This is a genomic window from Variovorax sp. PBS-H4 (genome assembly GCF_901827205.1).
Lineage (GTDB): Bacteria > Pseudomonadota > Gammaproteobacteria > Burkholderiales > Burkholderiaceae_C > Variovorax.
In genome coordinates this window covers 1,329,458-1,351,385 of sequence record NZ_LR594675.1, presented here as the reverse complement: position 1 = coordinate 1,351,385, position 21,928 = coordinate 1,329,458, and the positions used below count along the sequence as shown (strand labels likewise).

Annotated in this window: 21 protein-coding genes; 12 read left to right on the top strand and 9 right to left on the bottom strand. The window is 66.9% G+C overall.

The genetic code is table 11. From position 1 onward, the window contains the following. Positions 1–6 precede the first annotated feature (6 nt). From E5CHR_RS06335 to E5CHR_RS06305, 7 genes are all read right to left on the bottom strand, one after another. Positions 7–1,002, bottom strand: coding sequence for an ABC transporter ATP-binding protein (locus tag E5CHR_RS06335; protein ID WP_162578899.1), 996 nt, complete (start codon positions 1,000–1,002; stop codon positions 7–9). Between the two features lie 46 nt (positions 1,003–1,048). Next, positions 1,049–2,041 (bottom strand): ABC transporter ATP-binding protein, encoded by a 993-nt coding sequence (locus E5CHR_RS06330; RefSeq protein WP_162578898.1) that lies wholly within the window; start codon positions 2,039–2,041, stop codon positions 1,049–1,051. Between the two features lie 19 nt (positions 2,042–2,060). Continuing rightward, positions 2,061–2,972 (bottom strand): ABC transporter permease, encoded by a 912-nt coding sequence (locus E5CHR_RS06325; RefSeq protein ID WP_162578897.1) that lies wholly within the window; start codon positions 2,970–2,972, stop codon positions 2,061–2,063. A gap of 63 nt (positions 2,973–3,035) precedes the next feature. Further along, positions 3,036–4,634 carry an ABC transporter substrate-binding protein gene (locus tag E5CHR_RS06320; protein WP_162578896.1) on the bottom strand — a complete coding sequence of 533 codons (1,599 nt, stop codon included), beginning with the start codon at positions 4,632–4,634 and terminating at the stop codon, positions 3,036–3,038. 26 nt (positions 4,635–4,660) lie between these two features. Then, positions 4,661–5,917 carry a M20 aminoacylase family protein gene (locus E5CHR_RS06315; RefSeq protein WP_162578895.1) on the bottom strand — a complete coding sequence of 419 codons (1,257 nt, stop codon included), beginning with the start codon at positions 5,915–5,917 and terminating at the stop codon, positions 4,661–4,663. 1 nt (position 5,918) lies between these two features. Further along, positions 5,919–6,899 carry an ABC transporter permease gene (locus tag E5CHR_RS06310; protein ID WP_162578894.1) on the bottom strand — a complete coding sequence of 327 codons (981 nt, stop codon included), beginning with the start codon at positions 6,897–6,899 and terminating at the stop codon, positions 5,919–5,921. A 322-nt stretch (positions 6,900–7,221) separates the two neighbouring features. Next, complete coding sequence (locus E5CHR_RS06305; RefSeq protein WP_162578893.1) at positions 7,222–8,463, bottom strand: porin; 1,242 nt, start codon at positions 8,461–8,463, stop codon at positions 7,222–7,224. Positions 8,464–8,746: 283 nt separating this feature from the next. On the opposite strand from E5CHR_RS06305, the gene coq7 reads away from it, so the two are divergent. Next, the gene (gene coq7, locus E5CHR_RS06300) at positions 8,747–9,376 is read left to right on the top strand and encodes a 2-polyprenyl-3-methyl-6-methoxy-1,4-benzoquinone monooxygenase (RefSeq protein ID WP_162578892.1); all 630 of its coding nucleotides are present in this window, start codon (positions 8,747–8,749) and stop codon (positions 9,374–9,376) included. An 18-nt stretch (positions 9,377–9,394) separates the two neighbouring features. On the opposite strand, the gene E5CHR_RS06295 is transcribed toward coq7, so the two are convergent. After that, positions 9,395–9,844, bottom strand: a complete 450-nt coding sequence (locus tag E5CHR_RS06295; RefSeq protein WP_162583594.1) for an OsmC family protein — start codon at positions 9,842–9,844, stop codon at positions 9,395–9,397. 250 nt (positions 9,845–10,094) lie between these two features. Between E5CHR_RS06295 and ilvA the strand changes: the two genes are divergently transcribed. Next, positions 10,095–11,648 carry a threonine ammonia-lyase, biosynthetic gene (gene ilvA / locus E5CHR_RS06290; RefSeq protein ID WP_162583593.1) on the top strand — a complete coding sequence of 518 codons (1,554 nt, stop codon included), beginning with the start codon at positions 10,095–10,097 and terminating at the stop codon, positions 11,646–11,648. Between the two features lie 61 nt (positions 11,649–11,709). Here ilvA and E5CHR_RS06285 read toward each other — a convergent pair whose 3' ends face one another. Then, positions 11,710–12,243, bottom strand: a complete 534-nt coding sequence (locus tag E5CHR_RS06285) for a type II secretion system protein N (protein ID WP_162578891.1) — start codon at positions 12,241–12,243, stop codon at positions 11,710–11,712. A 63-nt stretch (positions 12,244–12,306) separates the two neighbouring features. Between E5CHR_RS06285 and gspG the strand changes: the two genes are divergently transcribed. The 10 genes from gspG (at position 12,307) to gspE (ending at position 21,916) form a co-directional block, all read left to right on the top strand. Further along, entirely contained in the window at positions 12,307–12,747 is a 441-nt protein-coding gene (gspG, locus tag E5CHR_RS06280; RefSeq protein ID WP_162578890.1) for a type II secretion system major pseudopilin GspG, read from the top strand. Beyond that, entirely contained in the window at positions 12,722–13,228 is a 507-nt protein-coding gene (locus tag E5CHR_RS06275; RefSeq protein WP_162578889.1) for a prepilin-type N-terminal cleavage/methylation domain-containing protein, read from the top strand. Before gspG ends, E5CHR_RS06275 begins: the two co-directional genes overlap by 26 nt. Before the next feature lie 65 nt (positions 13,229–13,293). After that, the gene (gene gspI / locus E5CHR_RS06270) at positions 13,294–13,689 is read left to right on the top strand and encodes a type II secretion system minor pseudopilin GspI (protein ID WP_162583592.1); all 396 of its coding nucleotides are present in this window, start codon (positions 13,294–13,296) and stop codon (positions 13,687–13,689) included. Continuing rightward, a complete protein-coding gene (locus E5CHR_RS06265) occupies positions 13,689–14,354 on the top strand; it encodes a PulJ/GspJ family protein (protein WP_162578888.1) in 666 nt (221 codons plus the stop codon). Before gspI ends, E5CHR_RS06265 begins: the two co-directional genes overlap by 1 nt. Then, positions 14,351–15,469: a type II secretion system minor pseudopilin GspK gene (gene gspK / locus E5CHR_RS06260; RefSeq protein WP_162578887.1), complete on the top strand. Its 1,119-nt coding sequence runs from the start codon at positions 14,351–14,353 to the stop codon at positions 15,467–15,469. Before E5CHR_RS06265 ends, gspK begins: the two co-directional genes overlap by 4 nt. Before the next feature lie 125 nt (positions 15,470–15,594). Then, positions 15,595–16,806 carry a type II secretion system protein GspL gene (gspL, locus tag E5CHR_RS06255; RefSeq protein WP_162583591.1) on the top strand — a complete coding sequence of 404 codons (1,212 nt, stop codon included), beginning with the start codon at positions 15,595–15,597 and terminating at the stop codon, positions 16,804–16,806. After that, on the top strand, positions 16,803–17,366 hold the full coding sequence (gspM, locus tag E5CHR_RS06250; protein WP_162578886.1) for a type II secretion system protein GspM: 564 nt from the start codon (positions 16,803–16,805) through the stop codon (positions 17,364–17,366). Before gspL ends, gspM begins: the two co-directional genes overlap by 4 nt. 5 nt (positions 17,367–17,371) lie before the next feature. After that, positions 17,372–18,172, top strand: a complete 801-nt coding sequence (gene gspN / locus E5CHR_RS06245) for a type II secretion system protein N (protein WP_162578885.1) — start codon at positions 17,372–17,374, stop codon at positions 18,170–18,172. A gap of 2 nt (positions 18,173–18,174) precedes the next feature. Continuing rightward, positions 18,175–20,481, top strand: coding sequence for a type II secretion system secretin GspD (gspD, locus tag E5CHR_RS06240; protein WP_232061981.1), 2,307 nt, complete (start codon positions 18,175–18,177; stop codon positions 20,479–20,481). Between the two features lie 13 nt (positions 20,482–20,494). Then, the gene (gspE, locus tag E5CHR_RS06235; protein ID WP_162578884.1) at positions 20,495–21,916 is read left to right on the top strand and encodes a type II secretion system ATPase GspE; all 1,422 of its coding nucleotides are present in this window, start codon (positions 20,495–20,497) and stop codon (positions 21,914–21,916) included. Positions 21,917–21,928: the final 12 nt, after the last annotated feature.

Sequence of the window (21,928 nt, the reverse complement as noted above, 5' to 3'; positions counted from 1 at the left end):
GCGGTGTCAGATCCGCCCTTCCTCCACGGCGTGGCAAGCGACCTGCACGCCGCGCAGCATCTGCAGTGGCGGGCGCTCGGCCTTGCAGCGTGCGTTGGCGTGCGGGCAGCGCGGGTGAAAGGTGCAGCCAGTGGGTGGGGCGAGCGGGTTGGGGACCTCACCCTGCACCGGCGTACGTGCCTCCCCGGCGTGCTTCATCTTCGGAATGGCGGCGAGCAGCATGCGGGTGTAGGGATGCTGCGGCACTTCGAAGAGCTTTGCCTTGTCGGCGACCTCTACCAGCCGCCCGAGATACATCACCCCGACGCGGTCCGCAACGTGGCGCACAACGGCGAGGTTGTGCGAGATGAACAGATAGGTCAGGCCGCGCTCGCGCTGCAGATCCTTCATGATGTTGAGCACTTGCGCCTGCACGCTCACGTCCAGCGCAGAGGTCGGCTCGTCGCACACCAGGAACTCGGGCTGGGTGGCAAGGGCACGCGCGATGGAGATGCGCTGCCGCTGACCCCCGGAAAACTGGTGGGGATACTTGACCATGTCCAGCGGGCTCAGGCCGACGGACTCCAGCAACTCGCCGACCCGCGCCTTGAGAGCAGGCCCCTGGTTCAGCATCTCGTGTTCGCGCAAGGGTTCACCCACGATGTCCTCCACCAGCCATCGAGGGTTGAGGCTGGCGTACGGATCCTGGAAGATCATCTGGATGCGCCGGCGCAGCTTGCGGCCCTCGCCGCTCTTGAACGTGGCGTGGGCGTCCTGGCCGTCGAATTGCATGCCGCCGCGGGTGGGCGCGTGCAGGCCCACGAGCAGGCGCGCGACGGTGCTCTTGCCGCAACCGGATTCGCCGACCAGCGCCAAGGTCTTGCCGCGCTCGATCGAAAAGCTCACGCCGTCGACCGCGTGCAACAGGAGGCGCGGCTTTCGCTCCAGAACGCGGTTGAGCCACGGCGGGGAGACGTCGAAGACCTTGGCGAGGTCCTGGGCGACCACCAGGGGTGCACTCATTCGGCCGCCCCCGCACTTGGCTCTGCGGTGCCACTCGACCGGCGTCTCATGGCGCGATCCCGTTGACGGTGGACATGCTGTGCGCGTCGTGCAGCCAGCACGCCGCACGGGTCGCACCGGCGTTGAGCAGATCCGGCCGCTCGACCAGGCAGCGTTCGAAGACGCGAGGGCAGCGCGGGTTGTAGGCGCAGCCGCGCGGGATGGCGTTCAGGCGCGGCATGGCGCCATCGATCTGGTTGAGCCGTTCGCGATCCATCGTCATGTCGGGAATGGCGGCCATCAGGCCCGAGGTGTAGGGATGAGCGGGCTGGTGGATCACCTCCTGCACCGGGCCGATCTCGGCGATGCGGCCTGCGTACATCACGGCGACCCGGTCGCAGGTCTCGGCGATCACGCCCATGTCGTGGGTGATCAGCATCACCGCCGCGCCGCGCTCCTTGCAGATGCGCCTCAGCAAGCTGATGATCTGCGCCTGGATCGAGACATCGAGTGCGGTGGTTGGCTCGTCCGCGACGATCAGCTTGGGCTCGGCGGCAAGGGCCAACGCGATCACGACGCGCTGGCGCATGCCACCGGAAAACTGGTGCGGATAGTGGTCGATTCGCTGCGCCGCGCCAGGGATACCGGTGTCCTGCAGGAGCCCGATCGCGCGCCTCTTCGCCTCTTCCTCGCCCACGGGCAGGTGCGTTCGGATGGTTTCGGTCAGTTGCCGTCCGATGGTGTAGAGCGGATTCAGCGAGGTCAACGGGTCCTGGAAGATGGCGCCGATCTTGCGACCGCGGACATGACGCATGGCCTCGTGGCCCAGGTTGTCGATGCGCCGGCCTTCCAGCACGATCTGCCCCGCAGCCACGCGCCCGGGCGGCTCCAGCAGACCGATGATGGCCGCGCCGGTCAGGGACTTGCCCGCGCCCGACTCGCCGACCACGCCGAGAACCTCGCCCGGCGCGATCTCGAAGCTGATGTCGTCCAGCGCGCGCAGCGTGCCGCGCCGATGCGGGAATTCGACGACCAGGTTGCGGACTTGCAGAAGACTCATTCGAATGTGCTTCCCGGCTTCAGCGTAGCCGCGGGTTGAGCGCGTCGCGCAACCAGTCGCCCAGAAGGTTCACGCTGAGCGCGATCAGGACCAGCATCAGGCCGGGAAAGACAGTGATCCACCATTCGCCCGAGAACAGGTAGTCGTTGCCCACGCGGATGAGACTGCCCAGGGACGGCGAGGTCGGTGGCACGCCGACGCCCAGGAAAGACAATGTCGCCTCCGTGATGATCGCCGTGGCCACCTGGATGGTAGCCAGCACCAGCACCGGACCCAGCACGTTCGGCAGCACGTGCCGGCGCATGATGCGAAGCGGCGCGACACCGGTGACGCGCGCCGCCTGCACATACTCCTTGTTGCGCTCGACCATGGTCGAACCGCGCACCGTGCGCGCGTACTGCACCCAACCGGTCAGCGATATCGAGATGATCAGCACGCCGAAGGCCACCGTCTCGTGCGCGTTGGGGAACAGCGCGCGCCCGACTCCGGCGATCAGCAGTGCGACCAGGATGGGCGGAAAGGACAACATGACGTCGCACACGCGCATCAGGAAGGCATCCAGCCATCCGCCCCAGAACCCGGCCAGCAACCCAAGCAGTACGCCGATCACGACAGACAGCACCACCGAGACCAATCCAACGACCAACGAGATACGTGCACCGTAGATCAACGCTGAAAGGATGTCGCGGCCTTGGTCATCGGTACCCAGCAGGTACTTGGTCGTGCCCTCGGCACTCCAGGCCGGGGGCAGGCGCGCATCGCCGAGTTCCAGAGCCGCGAGGTCGAAGGGGTTGTGCGGCGACACCCAGCCGGCGAAGACCGAGCAGAAGACGCAGACGATGGCAATCGCTGCGGCGAGCATGGCCACGGGCGAGGTGCGGAAGCTGTAGCCGACGTCGCTGTCGAGCCAGCGGGCCAGTGTCTTTTTCATCTAGAGGCTTAAAAGGCGGGCCCGCATCGCAGGCCCTCGGAGTCGTCACTTCTCGTCCGGCGTTCAGGGCTTTGCGGGCGCCTGGATGCTCATCCATTTGAAAGGCATGAAGTTGTCGGCCCGCTGCGTCAACGCGACCTTCTTGCTCACGCCCCAGGCCAGCGACTGCTGGTGCAACGGCAGATGCCCAATGTCGTCCGCGTGAATCGTGAAGGCTTCCTTGATCATCGCCATGCGCTCAGTCTTGTCGGTGCTCGACTTGATCTTTCCGATCAAGTCGTCGAGCTTCGGGTTGCAGTACGAGCCGAGGTTGAACTGGCCATCACCCGTCTTGTCATCGGGGCAGCGCATCAACGCGTCGAGTGCGTTGTGCGCGTCATACGTGGTCGGCGTCCAGCCCAGGAGATAGAAGCTGGTGTCGCGACGCAGAATCTTGGGGAAGTACGTGCCCTTGGTCTCGGCCGCGAGATTGATCTTCACTCCGATCCGCGCAAGGTTCGCGGCCACCGACTGGCAGATCTGCCCATCGTTGACATAGCGGTCGTTGGGGCAGTTCATCGTCACCTCGAACCCGTTCGGGTAGCCAGCATCTGCCAGCAGCTTCTTGGCGCCCTCCACGTCATACGGCAAGCGCTTGTCCTGCGCCTCGCTCCAGCCGTTGATGCCGGGGCCGACCATCAGCGCCGTGGGCCGCGAGGCGCCTCGCATCACGGTGCGCTGGATTCCGACGATGTCGATGGCCTGATAGAAGGCCTGGCGCACGCGCTTGTCCTTGAACGGGTTCTTGCCCTTGACGCTCGAATACAGCAGCTCGTCGCGCTTCTGGTCCATGCCCAGGAAGATGGTGCGGAGCTCGGGCCCGACCACCACCTGCGCGTTCGGGCTGGCGTTGATGCGCGCGATATCCTGCACCGGCACGGGTTCCATCACGTCGATCTCGCCCGACATCAGGGCCGCCACGCGTGTCGCCGAATTGGCGATGGGGGTGAAGATCACCTCTTGCACGTTGCCGTCGATCTTGCCCCAGTATGTGGGGTTGCGCACGAACACCGTGCGCACATTGGGCTGGCGTTCTCGCACGCGGTAAGGCCCAGTGCCATTGGCCTTGAACGAGGCGGTGTTCTCGATGCCCTTGCGGCGGTCGACCGGCTTCTCGGCCTTGTTTTCCTCGCACCACTTCTTGCTCATGATCGCGAGGTCCGACAGGACGTCGGGAAGGATCGGGAACGGCCCCTTGGTCTCGATGTCGACGGCGTGATCGTTGACCTTGCGAACCTCCTTGATGTCGTTGACCTTGGCCTTCACGTCCGAGCCGTCGCCCGCCGCACGCGTCACACTGAAGAGGACATCGTCCGCGGTGAAAGGCGTGCCGTCATGAAACTTGACGTTCTTGCGCAGTTCGAAGCGCCACACGGTCGGCGACGTCTGGCGCCAGGAGGTGGCCAATGAGGGCGCGAGACTCAGATCCTTGTTGCGATCGGTCAGCGCGTCGTACACATTGAGGTCGACCGAGAGCTGCAGCGACTCATTGAGCGAGTGTGGGTCGAGAGAGAGCGCATCCCCTTGATTCGCCACACGAATCGTTTGCGCCCCTGCCGGCAGGCAGAGTGTGCCCAGCGCGGAAATGACGGCCATCACGGCCAGCTTGTTTCTCAGGTTCATGGAAACACTCCTCAGGTTGGAAAGACTCAGGACACCGCTGACGTCGCCACGCCGGCGGTGGCGGGACGGTCCGCGACATGCAGGGGCATGCCCTGCTCGATCAGGCCGGCATGCAAGGCGGCGCCGAGCGGCAGGATTTCGTCGTTGAAATCGTAGCGGCTGTTGTGCAAAAAGGCGCCGCCGCGAGCATCCTGGCCGATGCGCAAATAGGCGCCGGCCTTCTTCTGCAGCATGAAGGAGAAGTCCTCGGCGCCCATGCTTGGCTCCATGTTGCGCTCGACGTTGTGCGCACCGACCAAAGATTGCGCTACATCGCCGGCGAACATCGCCTCGGGCGCAGTGTTGATGGTGGCCGGGTAAATGCGCTCGAACTTCACCTGCGCCGTGGCACCGAATCCGGCTGCGACGGCTGAGCACAGCTCCACCAGCCGCTGCTCCACCTGCGCCTGAACCCGGACGCTGAAGGTGCGCACCGTACCCACCAGCGTTGCCTTGCCGGGCACCACGCTCATGGCGCCGAGGTCGCCTGCCTGCACGGCGCAGATGCTGATCACGGCTGCATCGATGGGCCGCACATTGCGCGAGACGATACTTTGCACCGCGGTGATGACGTGGGCCGAGACCAGCACGGGGTCGACGGTGAGGTAGGCATGCGCGCCGTGGCCGCCCTTGCCCTCGATCTCGATCGTGATGCGGTCGGCCGCTGCCATCATGGCGCCGCGGTTGATGCCGACCGTGCCGGCGGGCAGGCCGGGCCAATTGTGCATCGCGTAGACCGCGCTCACGGGGAAGCGGTCGAACAAGCCGTCCTCGATCATTGCGCGCGCGCCGGCGAAGCCCTCCTCGCCCGGCTGGAAGATCAGGACGGCCGTACCGTCGAAGTCGCGGGTTTCGGCGAGGTAGCGCGCGGCGCCGACCAGCATGGCCGTATGGCCGTCGTGACCGCAGCCGTGCATGAGGCCCTTCTTGGCGGAGCGCCAGCCGAAGTCGTTGTCCTCGCACATCGGCAGCGCGTCCATGTCCGCGCGCAGGCCGATCATGCGGCCGCTGGCCGTCGAGCGCCCGCGGATGACGCCGACCACGCCGGTCTTGCCGATACCCGGATGGATCTCGTCAACGCCGCAAGCCCGCAGCGACTCCTGCACGCGGCCGGAGGTGTAGATCTCTTCGAAGCCAAGCTCGGGGTGCGCATGCAGGTCGCGCCGGAAGGAGGTGATCTCCGGATGGAAGCGGGCGATGTGCGCAAAGGCCCGTCCCAAAGCCTGATAGCGTGGGGCATCCATATCAATGCCCTCCGGCGCCGCCGATGCGCAGTCTCGGGTCGACCACGAAGTAGAGCAGGTCCACGACCAGGTTGATGACGACGAAGATCAGCGCGATGAGGCACAGGTAGGCGGCCATGACTGGAATATCGGCGAATGTGACGGCTTGAATGAAGAGCAGGCCCATGCCGGGCCACTGGAACACCGACTCCGTGATGATGGCGAAGGCGATCAGCCCGCCCAGCTGCAAGCCGGTGATGGTCATGACCGGCACCATCGTGTTCTTGAGCGCGTGCCCGAAATGGATGGCGCGATCCGAGAGGCCACGGGCGCGAGCAAACTTGATGTAGTCGGTGCGCAGGACCTCCAGCATTTCGGCGCGCACCAACCGCATGATCAGCGTGAGCTGGAAGATGGCGAGTGTCACGGCCGGCAGCACGATGTGCATCCAGCCGTCGGCGCGCAGCAGGCCGGTGCTCCACCAGCCCAACTGAACCGTCTCGCCGCGCCCGAAGCTGGGAAACCAGCCGAGCAGCACGGCAAAGACCAGGATCAGCAGGATGCCGATCAGGAAGGTGGGCAGGGAGACACCGAGCAGCGAGATCATCATGAACACCTGGCTCATGAAGGTGCCCCGCCGCAACGCCGTGTAGACACCCATCGGGATGCCGATCGCCAGCGCCAGGAAGGCGGCGACCAACGAGAGCTCCAGGGTCGCTGGGAAGCGCTCGCCGATCAGGCGCGACACCTTGCTGCCCTGGCGCAGGCTGAGACCGAACTCACCTTGCGACGCATTGATCAGGAAATGCCAAAACTGGACGAAGAAGGGCTTGTCCAGGCCCAGCGCGGCGCGCAGCTCGCGGATCTGCTCCGGCCTCGCATCCTGACCGAGCAGGAACACCACAGGATCCCCCACGTACTGGAACAGGAGGAAGGCGATGAAAGCGACCGCGACCATCACGATCACGGCCTGTATCAGGCGACGCAGTACGAAAGCAATCATTCAGCAGGGCACGTGTTCAATGATGCTAGCAGAGCAAGCCGCATGCCCAAGAGGTGGTTCCCCGGGGTTGCACCACAGTCCGAGCTCGAGGCGGATGGGCGTGATCAGTTGACCTTGATGAAACTCTCAATGGGGGTTGTCGGCGCAATGGAGTCCGAAGCTGCCCTTCTTCATCGGCAGAGATGATCTGGTTGTGCAGAGGGACGCACCGGGAATTTAAAAGTAGTCCCTGCTGCCGCAGTGCGGAAAGAAAAAAGCCGCCCGGCTTACGCCGGGCGGCTTTCAAGACTTTCCATTAAAGCTGGCTTAAGCCAGCTTTAGATCAGAAAGCGTGACGGATACCGAAGTCGTAACCCGTCGAGGTCTTCGGCGCGTATGCGCCGCCACCGAAGGAGGTCAGGAAGGCCGGGCCACCCAGGGTGAGGTTGGCGCCATTCTTGTTGCGAACACGAGCCACCGTCGCGTACAGGGCCGTACGCTTCGACAGGTTGTGCACGTAGCCGAGAGCCAACTTGTTAGCCTTCGGGTCGTCGGTCGTGAAGAACGGCGTCGTCGGCAGGTTGAAGTCGTACTTGACGCCCGAGTAGGACGCGCGGATCAGGCCAGGACCAACCGGCACGGTCACGCCGAGCAGCCAACCCTTCAGGTCAATGTCGGCCGGAGCGGTGAACACGAAGCTTTCGCTGTCGACTTCGTTCTTGGCCTTCGAGTACTCGCCGAACAGCTTCACGACGCCGAAGTCGTAAGAAGCGCCGACGTTGAAGGTCTTGACCGAGGTCGTGGTGCCGACAAAGAAGTTGTCGCCGACGGTGCTGTTGCCGTAGGAGGCAGCAACATCCAGCGGGCCGTTGGCGTAGCCGAAGCGACCACCGACGTAACGGCCGGTACGCTGAGTGTTCAGCGCGGTCGGCGTAGCTGCGCCCGGATCGAACTTGTCACGCTCGTTGAAGCCGTACATCACCTGGCCATAGAAGCCACCGAGGTTCGGGGGCAGGAAGTAGCCGACGGTGTTGCTGGCAAGAACGTAGTTGCTGCCGGTCACGTTGGTGAAGCCGGGGACGCTGGTCGTCCCGCCGCCGTTCCACGCGCCGAACGAGGTGTTCGCGGTGCTGATCAGGTTGGTGCCGACGCCATTGGTGCCGAACGGATCGAACACGGTGTCGTTCCAGAACGTCGGGGTGTAGTCACGGCCCAGACGGATTTCACCGAAACCACCCGAGAGGCTCACGGTCGAGCGACGAGCAAACGTCGCAATACCTTCTTGGCCATTGTCGTTGGAGATCGGGGCTTCGAGCCAGAAGCTGGCAGCCAGACCACCACCGAGGTCTTCCGTACCACGGAAGCCGATACGGCTGGAGTTGTAGCCCGAGTTACGCAGTTCGTTGCGGCTAACCTTGACGCTGCCCGGCAGGAACGGGGTCGTCAGGGACGGGACAGCGAGGTCCGACTTGTTCGAGAAGCCGCTGACAGCAGCGTCAACCACGCCGAACAGCGTCACGGACGACTGCGCCGAGGCAACACCGGCAACAGCCAGAGCAGCCAGGGCAACTAGAGATTTTTTCATTGCAAGTTTCTCCAAGGTTAAACATAGGGCTCCGGTGCGAAGGGCTCACCGTGACTGGCACTTCTGTGCTCCCACCGGACCCCGGGCCAACCTCCTTTTGGGAAGTTGTCGCTATTGCACCAGAGCCGCTTCGTCTGGGCAAAACAATTCTCCCGAAAACGCCGCGTGCTTCGCCGTTTCGTTGCACTCGTGCAACAAAGCACCAGCCGCCTGCAAAATCCCGTCATATGAAAAGAAGAGCTGCCGTGCGAGCCGCCTGCTGCACATGGGTTCCAATTGCTGCATGACCCTCTCGCTCGACGATCTCCTAGGGACCGCGGACGCGGCTCTGCGTACCTTGTTTGCCAAGCCCCATGCCACTCGTGCCGTGCCCCAGCCCGCCGGGCCGGGCGTCGAACTCAGCCAAGCCGAGCGCCGCGAGGCCGGCGCATTGATGCGCGTGAATCATGTCGGCGAGGTGTGTGCCCAGGCCTTGTACACCGCGCAGGCTGTGGTCACGAGGGACCCGAAGCTTCGGGCGCACTTCGACGAGGCCGCGCGCGAGGAGACGGATCACCTCGCCTGGACGCAGCAACGGCTGGAGCAGCTCGGCGCGCGCCCCTCGGCCCTGAATCCGCTGTGGTACCTCGGGGCATTTGGACTCGGTCTCGTCGCCGGTCGGCTCGGCGATCCGTGGAGCTTGGGATTTGTCGCAGAGACCGAGCGGCAGGTTGAGGCTCATCTGGACGGCCACCTGGACCGTCTGCCTGCGGGCGATACAGCCTCGCGCGCTGTGGTCAACCAGATGAAGCTGGACGAGGCGCGCCACGCGGCCCAGGCCTGGAGCGCCGGCGCACAGGAATTGCCGGCCCCAGCCAAGGCCCTGATGCGGCTGGCAGCCCGGGTGATGACCACGGTCGCCCACCGCATTTGAGGCGCGCCTGCGCCGCGCTCAAGTCTCGATGAGGTCGAAGCTCGTCGTGATCTCGGCCGTTTTTGCCAGCATGACGCTCGCCGAGCAGTAGGTATCGTGGCTCAGGGCGATCGCACGCTCGACGGCGGGTGCCGGAATGCCCTTGCCCGCCACAGTGAAGTGCATGTGGATCTTGGTGAAGACTTTTGGATCTTTTTCCGCTCGCTCGCTGCTCAGCTTGACACTGACGCGCTCGACCTGATGCCGGCCTCTCTTCAGGATCAGCACCACGTCGTACGCGGTGCAGCCGCCGGTGCCGGCGAGCACCGTTTCCATCGGCCGCGCGGCCAGGTTGCGGCCACCGTTCTCCGGCTTCGCCGCATCTGGCGCTCCGTCCATCACCAGGACATGGCCGCTGCCGGTTTCGGCGACGAAACCCATGGCAGATTGCGTCCCCGCGCTGCCAGTCCAGCTCACTGTACATTCCATCCTTGCAGACTCCATGGTCGCGGCGCGCAGCATGAAAGACCGCACCGGTGTCGATTGTGTTGGAAAAGCGTCACTCCCTTGTTGCAACGCAACAAAGAATCGATATACTTTATTTCATCGCACACACAAACGTGTGTACCGGTTGTCTCCTCCACCCTCCCAATTGGTGGATTTAGCCCCGAGCCGCAAGGCCCGGGGCTTTTTTCTTGGGATGCTGCGGCAGCGGGCTCCGGCCTATGATCCCGACCCTATGTCCACGCCGCCTCCTTCGCTTTCCCCCGCCGACTACTTGAAGAAAATCCTCACGGCGCGTGTTTATGACGTAGCGGTTGAATCCGCGCTCGAGCCTGCGCAAGCTCTGAGCGCGCGGCTGGGAAACACGGTGCTGCTCAAGCGTGAGGATCAGCAGGCAGTCTTCAGCTTCAAGCTGCGGGGGGCCTACAACAAGATGGCCCACCTCAGCGCCGAGCAACTCGCCAGAGGTGTGATTTGCGCCTCGGCAGGCAACCATGCCCAGGGCGTCGCGCTCAGCGCCCGCAAGCTCGGAGCGCGCGCCGTGGTCGTGATGCCGGTAACCACGCCGCAGCTCAAGATCGACGCCGTGCGCGCGCTCGGCGGAGAAGTGCAGCTGCACGGCGACAGCTACTCTGACGCCTATGGCTATGCGCTGGAGCAGCAGAAGCTTCATGGCCTCGTCTTCGTACACCCCTTCGACGATCCCGACGTCATCGCCGGCCAGGGCACGATCGCGATGGAGATCCTGCGCCAGCACCAAGGACCGCTCCATGCGGTCTTCGTCGCCATCGGGGGCGGCGGATTGATCTCGGGCGTCGCGAACTACATCAAGGCGGTGCGACCCGAGATCAAGGTGATTGGCGTCCAGATGAACGATTCCGACGCGATGCTGCGCTCCGTCGCTGCCCGCGAACGTGTGACGCTGGCCGATGTCGGCCTGTTTTCCGACGGCACCGCGGTCAAGCTGGTAGGCGAAGAAACCTTCCGGATTTCTCGCGAACTGGTGGACGAGTTCATCACCGTAGACACCGACGCGGTGTGCGCTGGCATCAAGGACGTTTTCATCGACACCCGCAGCATCGTCGAGCCTGCCGGGGCGCTGGCGGTGGCGGCGATCAAGCAGTACGTCGAGGCTCACGGCACGCAGGGCCAGACGTACGTGGCCATCCTCTGCGGCGCCAACATGAACTTCGACCGGCTGCGTTTCGTGGCCGAGCGCGCCGAGGTGGGTGAAGAGCGCGAGGCGCTTTTTGCCGTCACCATCCCCGAGGAGCGCGGCAGCTTCCGGCGCTTCTGCGAGCTGGTCGGGCAGTTGCCCGGCGCTTCGCGCAGCGTGACCGAATTCAACTATCGGATCAGCGACGCCAGGGAGGCGCACGTGTTCGTAGGCTTGACCACCCAGGCACGCGGCGAGTCCATCACCATCGCCGAGACCTTCCTCGCCCATGGCTACGGCGCCATCGACCTCACGCATAACGAGCTGGCCAAGGAGCACATCCGCCACCTGGTGGGCGGCCGCAGCAGCCTGGCGCACGACGAGCGGCTGCTGCGCTTCGTCTTCCCCGAACGGCCCGGCGCGCTGCTCAAGTTCCTGAGCCTCATGCGGCCTACCTGGAACATCAGCCTGTTCCACTACCGCAATCAAGGCGCAGATTACGGCCGCATCCTGGTCGGGCTCCAAGTCCCGGCGGCAGACCACACTGCCTTCGACGAGTTCCTTCGGACGCTGGACTATCCGTTCGTGGAGGAAACCGGCAACCCGGTCTATCGGCTGTTTCTGCAGGCCTAGCTGTCTACAGGGCCGGAGACGGCCGGCTGCAACGCTGCGACGGCTTCTGCCGCGCGAACTCCTAGCGTCGGACGCCGCGACGCTCCGGCGGCGCGACCACAGGCTGCGGCGCCTCGGACAAAGAAGGCGGCGGACCGTTGACGGCGAGCGGCCGCGCCGGCAGTTGCAGCGCAAAGGCTTGCGCGGCATCGACGCTCGCACCGATCGACGCGGCCCTCGCGCTGACGGATTGCAGCACATACCCGTCCGCCAAAGTGGCGCCAACGCGGAAGGGCCTCGGTGGCTTGCCGTCGACGGCGATGAGTGCCGCGCCCCGCTGGTCGGCGTCGGCGATCACGCCGAGCAGTTGGAAGCGGCTGGCGGCATCCGGCGTTGCCACGACGGCAGCCTGGCTCGGCAGCACGCCCAGCATCTGCGCGACCGCCGCCGGGTCGACCGTTACCGCGGCGTTGCTGTTCAGTGCGGGCGGCGCGAGTGCATCTGACGGGGACATCAGCCGCAATCCCCAAAACACGATGCTCGCTGCGGCCAAGGCCCACAACACGGTCGTTGCCGTGGCCGAGGGCCAGCGGTCGGGGGCGTAGGAAGCTGCCATGGGGCGGGATTATCATTCAGCACAGGCGCCCACGCGCATTCCACCCTCCCTCTCCCCAATTTCATGCCCCTTTTCCAACGCACTATTGCGCGGACCCTGCAGCGAGGCTTCACCCTCATCGAGCTGATGGTCGTGCTGGTCATCATTGGCGTGCTCGCGGCGCTGATCGTGCCGAACGTGATCGAGCGCGCCGACGACGCGCGTGTGACAGCCGCCCGCACCGACGTCAACAACCTGATGCAGGCGCTCAAGCTCTATCGGCTCGATAACCAGCGCTATCCGACGGCCGAGCAGGGCCTGCAGGCGCTGGTCGCGCGGCCTACCACCGGTCCGGCCGCGCCCAACTGGAAACCGTACATCGAGAAGCTGCCCAACGACCCTTGGGGCCGCCCCTACCAATACATGAACCCTGGCCTCAAGGGCGAGATCGACGTGTTCTCGCTCGGCCCCGACGGCCAACCCGGCGGCGAAGGCAAGAATGCCGACATCGGCAGCTGGCAATAGGCGCGCTGCTTCCCGGTTGGACCGCGCCCGACGCCGGAGGCCCGGTGGTTTTACGCTGATCGAGCTGCTGGTGGTGATCGCGATCATCGCGTTCGCCACTGCGGGTGTCGGTCTCGCGCTGCGCGACACCGGCCACGAAAACCTGGATCGCGAAGCCGAGCGTCTTTCAGCCCTGCTCGAAGCGGCGCGCGCCCAGTCGCGTGCCAGCGGCATCGCGGTGCGCTGGCGCACAACGCCGGAGGGACCGACCAACTTCAGCTTCGACGGGCTGCCGCCCGGCACGCTGCCCACTGCATGGCTTTCCGCCGGCATCGTGGCCCGGCCTCTGGCGGGCGATGGCTCGGCCGTCGCAGCCCTGCAGCTCGGGCCCGAACCGATCATTGCGGCGCAGCAGGTGCTGCTCACGTCCGAGGGCCCGCCTGCGCGCACCCTGCGCATCGCGACCGACGGCCTGCGACCCTTCGCGGTGACCATGCCATGAGCCGCACGGCCGCTCCGAAGGCGAATAGCATCGCAGCCAAGGGCGGAGGTACTCCGCTGCGCCGCATGGGCGCAGCCGGCGGAGCAGGTCGTCCACTGAAGCGAGGATTCAGCCGCGGCTTTACCCTGGTCGAGGTGCTGGTGGCCCTGGGCATCATCGCGATCGCGCTCGCCGCCGGCACGCAGGCCACGAACGCAATCACGCGCAATGCGCAGCGGCAATCGGACCTGTTGCTGGCACAGGTTTGCGCAGAGAACGAACTCATCAAGGCCCGCCTCGCGCGCCAGATGCCGGCCATCGGCGACGCCGGCCTGGTCTGCACGCAGGCCAATACCAGCTTTGCCGTCACGATCTCGACCACCCCCACGCTGAATCCGAACTTCCGCCGGGTCGACGTCCAGGTGCGCGATGCGGCCGAGGCGCCGGTGCTGCGGCTATCCACCGTCGTGGGGCGCTTCTGATGAAGCCGGCGCGCGCCACCCGCGGATTCACGCTGATCGAACTGCTGGTGGCGATCGCGGTCATGGCCCTGCTCGCGCTCGTCAGTTGGCAAGGCCTCGAAGGCATGGCGCGCGCGCAGACCATCAACCGCGAGCGCAGCGACGCCGTGCTGACGCTGCAGACAGCGTTGTCGCAATGGACGGCCGATCTCGACGCCACGGTCGCCCTGGCGCAGATCCGCGCGATGGATTGGGACGGCCGCACGCTACGCCTCACCCGCCGCAGCACCGACAGCGCCCTGCCGGTCGTCTATGTTGTCGCATGGACCCTGCGGTCCGACGCTGCCGGGGTCGCGCGTTGGTACCGCTGGCAGTCGCCCGGCCTGACGGGCCGCCCCGAATGGCAGCAAGCCTGGGATCGCGCAGCCGCATGGGGGCAGGACAACGGCAGCAGCAACGAGCTGCGTGGCACCGAGATCGGCCTGGTGCCGCTGGAAGCCTGGCAGCTCTTCTACTTCCGCAACGACGTCTGGGCCCCGGCGGTGGGTGCGGCGGCGCTCGGCGCCGGCTCGCCATTGCCGGACGGGGTCCGCCTCGTCCTGAGCCTTCCTCCCGGTCCCGCGCTCGCCGGCGTGCTCACGCGCGACTGGGTGCGGCCTACCGCCTCGGTCCCGAAGTCTTCATGAAGCGGCCTGCTCCTCCCGCATCACGATCGCAGCGCGGCGCGGCCTTGCTGACCGCCATGCTCACGGTGACGCTGGTTGCCACCTTTGCCGCGGCATCGCTCTGGCAGCAATGGCGCGCCGTGGAGATCGAAGCCGCCGAGCGCGCGCGCGTGCAGTCGGCCTGGGTGCTGGTCGGCGCGCTCGACTGGTCGCGCCTGATCCTGCGCGAAGACGCTCGGGCTGGCGGAGGCGCCGGGCCCGATCACCTCGCCGAGCCCTGGGCCGTACCGCTGGAGGAAGCCAAGCTGTCGAGCTTCCTCGCGGCCGACAAGAACATTGCAAGCGATGCGCTCGAGGGCTTGCCCGAGGCTTTTCTCCAGGGCCGGATCGTCGACGCGCAATCGAAGCTCAATGTGATGAACATGGTGCTCAATGGGGCGCCCGTGCCGGCAGAGATCGCCGTCTTCACCAAGCTGTTCGAGATGCTGGGCCTTCCTGTGCAGGAGGTGCCGGTACTCGCCGCGCAGCTCAGGCGCGCCCTGCCGCCGGCGGCGTCCGCGGGCACCGGCACCGGCACCGGAACGGGAACTGGAGCAGGGACTGCAGCGGGCTCGAATACCGGAATTGGCGCGGGCACCGGAACAAGCGCAGGGACAGGTGCGGGAACCGGCACGCAGCCCACCACCGACTCCTCGGCATCAGGCCCGCTGCTGCCGCAGCGCACCTATCAGCTCGTCTGGTTGGGCCTGTCGCCATCCACCGTCACGGCGCTGGAGCCCTACGTCACCATCCTGCCTGGACGCACGCCTCTGAACATCAATACTGCGAGCGCCGAGGCGCTGGCGGCCAGCGTGCCCTCTCTCGACCTGGCGAGCGCCAAGCGCGTCGTCGCGCAGCGCGCGACGCGCTACTTTCGTTCCCAGGAAGACGCCAACAAGGTGCTTGCCCAAGGCGCCGGGCAGTTCAACTCCCAGCAGCACAGCGTGGGCACCAACTTCTTCGAAGTACAGGGCCGCATCAGGCTCGACAACGCCTGGGTCGAGGAGCATTCGCTGCTGCGGCGCGACAACCTCGAGTTGCGGATCATCTGGCGTGAACGTGGCGCTGGCGCCACGCCTATCGCTCCGAACTCATGAAGCCGAAACCTTTGGTCACGCTTATGGGATTAAATGCATTGCAGCGCCCATGCCTCGGGCAGAAAGCGCTATCAAGTTTGTAGCGTTGGATGTGAACTATCCTCCTACAATGGCGACCCTTATCGATCATGCCCCTGCTGCTCATCACCGCTCCCCTCCCCCCTGCGCCCGCCGGCGGCGACTACGGCTGGGCAGTGTGGTCCAGCGATGGCCGCAAGCTGCGCTCCCAGGGGAGCGCGCCGCCCGCCCTGCTGCCGAGCGGCGACGAGATGATCCTGTGCGTGCCTGCGGCCACGCTGTCCTGGCACCAGGTCAGCTTGCCGCAGGGCAGCATGAGCAGCGGCGTGCGGCTGCGTTCGGTGCTCAATGGCCTGCTGGAAGACCGGCTGCTCGATGACCCCGAGCAGTTGCACTTCGCACTGCAACCCGACCCCCGCGCGGGCGTGCCCGTCTGGGTCGCGGCCTGCAACCGGCTGTGGCTGCGCAGCGTGGTGCAGGCTCTCGAGAGCGCGGGCCGGCGCGTCACGCGCATCGTTCCCGAGTTCACGCCGCAACCGCCTGGCGCGGCACCGATGATCTTCGCCACCGGCGAGCCCGGCACCGCCCAACTGGTGGTCTGCGACACCGAGGGCGTCACGCCGCTGCCGCTCGATCCTGCCGGCGCTGCGCTGGTCGGCACGTTGCCGGAAGGTACGGCAATGCTGGCGGAACCGGCCGTCGCTGAACTCGCGGAAAGCCTGCTGGGCCGCCGCGTACCCATCGTCAAGCCGCCCGCGCGCTGGCTGCAGGCCAGCCGCTCGCCCTGGGATCTTGCTCAGTTCGACCTCGCCTCCACAGGCCGCGCGCGCGCCAGCAAGAAGCTGGTGGCGGTCTGGCGCGCGCTGTGGCACGGGCCCGAATGGCGGCTGGCGCGCTGGGGTGCACTGGTGCTGGTGCTGACGCAGCTCATCGGCCTCAACGCCTGGGCCTGGAAGGAGCGCAACGCGCTCGACAGCAAGCGGGCGGCCGTGAACAACATCCTCAGGCAGACCTTTCCGTCGGTGCAACTGGTGGTCGACGCGCCAGTACAGATGGTGCGTGAGGTCGCGACGCTGCAGCAGGCCACGGGTGGCGTGTCGGCGATCGACCTCGAGCCCATGCTCGGCGCGGTCGCCACCAGCCTGCCCTCCGGACGGGCCCCCAGCGCGATCGACTACACCGCGGGTCAGCTGCGCCTGCGCGGCCTGGGCCTGCAGCCCTCGGAAGCCAACCAGGTGGCAGCGACCCTGTCCGCGCGCGGCTACAGCGCGCGCAGCGAGGGCGACCTGCTGCTGGTCCAGGCGGAGGCACCGCGATGAACTGGCTCGATTCCCTCGAAGCGCGCTGGCAGGCCTGGTGGCCCGAGCTGGAGCCGCGCGAACAGCGTCTGATCGGCGCTGCGGCTGCCCTGGTGCTGCTGGCCCTGCTGTGGTGGGTGGCACTCGCGCCGGCACTGCGCATCCTCGCCGCAGCGCCCGCCGAGCACGCCAGGCTGGATGCGCAACTGCAGCAGATGACCACGCTGCAAACCCAGGCGAAGGCCCTGCAGGCGCAGCCGCGCGCCAGCCGCGACGATGCCGTGCGCGCACTCGAAAGCTCGGTGCGCCAGAGCCTCGGGCCCAACGCGCAGCTGCAGCCCGCCGCGTCCGGCGACGGCATCACCGTGGCGGTCCGCACCGTCCCTGCCGACACCCTGGCCCAGTGGCTGGCCCAGGCCCGCAGCAATGCGCGTGCCGTCCCGCGCGAAGCACACCTTGCGCGCAGCGCGCAGAACACGCCGGGCGCCGGCGGCGCTGCTCCGGCGGCCGGTGCCACGAACAACGAGCGCCCAGCCGTGCGCTGGGATGGCTCGCTGGTCATGGGCTTGCCGCCCCGTTGAGTTCAATGGCGACCCGACGCACCTCCTCCGCACGCAGCGCCGCCACCGGCGGTGGCTGGGCGGTGCTCGGCGTGCTGCTCGGTGCGCTGCTGGCGCTCTCGCTCTACGCGCCAGCGCGCTGGCTAGCCGCCGGCCTGGCGCGCTGGAGCGGCGGCCACCTGCAGCTCGTCAATGCCCGCGGCACGATCTGGAACGGCACCGGCGGCGTGGTGTTCGCCAGCGGCACGGGCGGTGTCGAAGCAATCTCCCTGCCCGGCACCGTCGCGTGGACGCTTCGGCCGCGCTGGGATGGCGTGGCAGCGACCCTGCAGATCCCGTGCTGCGCGCCGCAGCCGCTGCAGTTCAGGGCCCAGCCCCGACCCAGCGGGCTGCAGCTGGCCTGGGCGGACGGCCGCTCCCGGTGGCCGGCCGCGCTGCTCAGCGGCTTCGGTGCGCCCTGGAACACGCTCAAGCCCGAAGGCGTGCTCGATGTGTCGATGCAGGCCTTCGTGATGCAGTGGAGCGGCCAACAGCTCAGGCTCGCGGGGCGCGCCACCCTCGACGCCATGGACATCTCCTCCAGCCTATCGACCCTCAAGCCGATGGGCAGCTACCACCTCACGCTCGAAGGCGGGCCCTTCCCGACCTTGCTGCTGACCACGCGAGAGGGCAGTCTCCAGCTCAATGGCAGCGGCCGCTGGAACGGCCGGGCTTTGCGCTTCGACGGCGAGGCCAGCGCCGCGCCGGGGCGCGAGGACGCGCTGTCGAACTTGTTGAACATCATCGGGCGACGCGAGGGCGCGCGCTCGATCATCACCCTGGGTTGACCATGAAACCACCATCTCTCAGCGCCATGCGCCTGTGCACCGTCGCCCTCGCGGTGCACCTGCTGGCTGCCGCCTGCATGCCGGTCGCCTTCGCGCAGGAAAGCGCACCGCCGCCGCGCCGCGGCGAACCCATCACGCTAAACTTCACCAACGCCGAGATCGAATCGGTGGCGCGCACCATGGCGGTCGTGACCGGACGCGACGTGGTGGTCGACCCGCGCGTCAAGGGCACGATCAACCTGCAGACCGATCGCCCCATCTCGCCCGCTGCCGCCTTCAACCAGTTCGCGGCGGCGCTGCGCCTGCAGGGCTTCGCCGTCGTGCAGTCCGAAGGGCTTTACAAGGTGGTGCCCGAAGCCGACGCCAAGCTGCAGAGTAACGCGGTCACGACCTCGACGTCCGCCACGGCCAGCCTCTCCGGCAACCAGATCGTCACCCAGGTCTTCAAGCTCAATTACGAGGCGGCCAACAATCTGCTGCCGGTGCTGCGCCCGCTGATTGCGCCCAACAACACGATCAACGTGAACCCGGGCAACAACTCGCTGGTGATCACCGATTACGCCGAGAACATGCGTCGGCTGGCGCGCATCATCGCGGCGCTGGATGTGCCCAACGCCTCCGACGTGGAGGTCATTCCGCTCAAGCACTCCGTGGCCACCGACTTGGTGCCGGTGCTCACGCGCTTGGCGGAGGGCGGCTCCGCCACGGCTCCGGGTCAGCCTGGGGCCGCGCCGGGCACCACCGATGCGTCCTTCCGCACCACCCTGCTGGCCGAGCCGCGCAGCAACGCGATCATCATGCGCGCCGCCAACCCGGCACGCTCGCAGCTCATCCGGACGCTGATCGACCGCCTCGACCGTGCGCCCATCGACTCCGGCAATGGCGCGGCCGGCAACATCTACGTGGTCTACCTGAAGAACGCCGACGCCGTGCGGATCGCCACCACGCTGCGCGCCGCGCTGACGAGCGCACAGGCCGGCACGGCGGGCGCCCAGGGCACGGGGGGCGCCAGCGCCGTCACGGCGGGGGCCCAGCAGCAACCGCAGCAGCAGCTCAACCAGATGGCCAGCGCGGGAGGCGGCCTGAGCGCCGCCACCACGCCGGTCAGCACCACCGCGCCGGTCTCCACCGGCGGGCAGATCCAGGCCGATCCGGCCACCAACTCACTGATCATCAGCGCGCCCGAGCCGCTTTACCGGCAGTTGCGCGCCGTGATCGACCGGCTCGACAGCCGCCGTGCGCAGGTGCTGATCGAAAGCCTGATCGTCGAGGTCAACGCAGACAAGGCGGCCGAGTTCGGCATCCAGTGGCAAAGCGGCATCGGCGGCAGTGGCGATCGCAACGTCGGCGTCATCGGCACCAACTCCAGCCTCGGCGGCGCCAACATCATCGACTTGGCAGTCGGCCTGGCGACCGGCAATGCCGCGGTGCGTCCTTCCAGCGGCTTCAACTTCGGCATCGGCCATCGCTATGGCGAGAACGGGCAATACGTGCTGGGCTTCCTGGCGCGCTTCCTGTCCAGCAACGGCGAAGGCAACGTGCTGTCGACCCCGAACCTGCTGACGCTGGACAACGAAGAGGCCAAGATCGTGGTCGGCCAGAACGTGCCCTTCGTCACCGGCCAGTACACCAACACCGGCAGCAGCACCAACACCGTCAACCCGTTCCAGACCATCGAGCGCAAGGACGTGGGCCTGACGCTGCGGGTGCGGCCGCAGATCAGCGAAACGGGCACGGTCAAGATGCAGATCTTCCAGGAGGTCTCCAGCGTGGTCGCGTCCACCGTCAACAACATCAACGGCCCCACCACCACCAAGCGCTCGATCGAGTCGAACGTGCTGGTGGACGACGGCAACATCATCGTGCTGGGCGGTCTTTTGTCCGACGAGTACTCGAACTCCCAGGAAAAGGTGCCCGGCCTGGGCGACGTGCCGGTGCTCGGCAACCTGTTCAAGAGCGAGGTGCGCAGCCGCAAGAAGACCAACCTGATGGTGTTCCTGCGGCCCACCGTCGTGCGCGACCAGCTCTCGGGCGACGCGATCACCGCCGACCGCTACGACGCGCTGCGCGCCCTGCAGCAGGCGCAACAGCCATCGACCGACAACCCGATGCTCAACGCAGTGCGCGAATCGTCGATCCTGCCGCCGCTGCCGGCCGTTCGGCAAGGCGATCCCTCGCGCCGCATCGAAGGCACCCAGCTGATTCCGCCGCCAATGCCGCCGCAGCATGTGCCGCTCCCGCCTGGCGGGCCGCTCAAGGGCGCACTGCCTCCCACGGCCGACCCGTCGACAGCGCGCGAACTGCCCTGAGGAGGCCCACACCGTGCGCTACCCCCTGCCCTATGCCTTCGCGCGCACCCAGCAATTGCTGCTGGAGGAATCCGACGACGGCGCCCTCACGCTCTGGATGCCGCAGACGCCGCCCAAGAGCGCACTCAGTGAAGTGGTGCGCAAGTACCCGGTCAAGGCGTTCGAGCCGCTGACACCCGTCGAGCTGGCTCAACGCATCTCGGCCGCGTATGCAAAAGGCGAGTCGAACGCCGCCGCGGTGGTCAGCGAGGTGCAGAGCGACGCCGACCTGTCGCGCATGATGCAGGAGCTGCCTGCGGTCGAAGACTTGCTGGAAAGCGCTGGCGACGCGCCCATCATCCGCATGCTCAACGCCCTGCTCACGCAGGCGGCGCGCGACGGTGCCAGCGACATCCACATCGAGCCCTACGAGCGGACATCGTCCGTGCGTTTCCGCATCGACGGCACGCTGCGCGAGGTGGTGCAGCCCAACCGCGCGCTCCACGCAGCGCTGATCTCGCGCCTGAAGATCATGGCCGACCTCGACATTGCCGAGAAGCGGCTGCCGCAGGACGGGCGCATCAGCCTGCGCATCGGAACCCGCGCCGTCGACGTGCGCGTGTCGACCTTGCCATCCGCGCACGGCGAGCGCGCCGTGCTGCGCCTGCTCGACAAGTCCGAGAGCAAGCTCACGCTGGAATCAGTGGGCATGCAAGGCGACACGCTCGCGCGCTTCCTGCACCTGATCAACCAGCCGCACGGCATCATCCTGGTCACCGGGCCGACCGGCTCGGGCAAGACCACCACCCTGTACGCTGCGCTTGGCCGCCTCGACTCCGCCCACAGCAACATCATGACGGTCGAAGACCCGATCGAGTACGAGCTGCCCGGCGTCGGCCAGACGCAGGTCAACGCCAAGATCGACCTCACCTTCGCCAAGGCCCTGCGTGCCATCCTGCGGCAGGACCCGGACGTCATCATGATCGGCGAGATCCGCGACTTCGAGACCGCGCAGATCGCGATCCAGGCCTCGCTCACCGGCCACCTGGTACTGGCCACGCTGCACACCAACGATTCGGTCAGCGCCGTGACGCGGCTGACCGACATGGGGGTGGAACCATTTCTGCTGAGCTCGTCGCTGCTGGGCGTCCTTGCGCAACGGCTGGTGCGCCGCCTCTGCCCGGTGTGCGCCGTGCCCACCGCGGCCGGCGACGAGGCCGGGCCCGTGGGCTGCGAGGCCTGCGGCCAGACCGGCTACCAGGGCCGCACAGGCATCTTCGAGCTGCTGGTGGCGGACGACACGATCCGCTCGCTGGTGCACAACCGCGCGCCGGAAAGCCAGCTCTTCGTAGCGGCCGAGCGCGGCGGGCTGCGCTCGATGCGCGAGGACGGGGAGCGGCTGGTCAAGACCGGCGTGACATCGCGGGCCGAGTTGCTGCGGGTGACGCGGGACTGATCCCGCATCGCC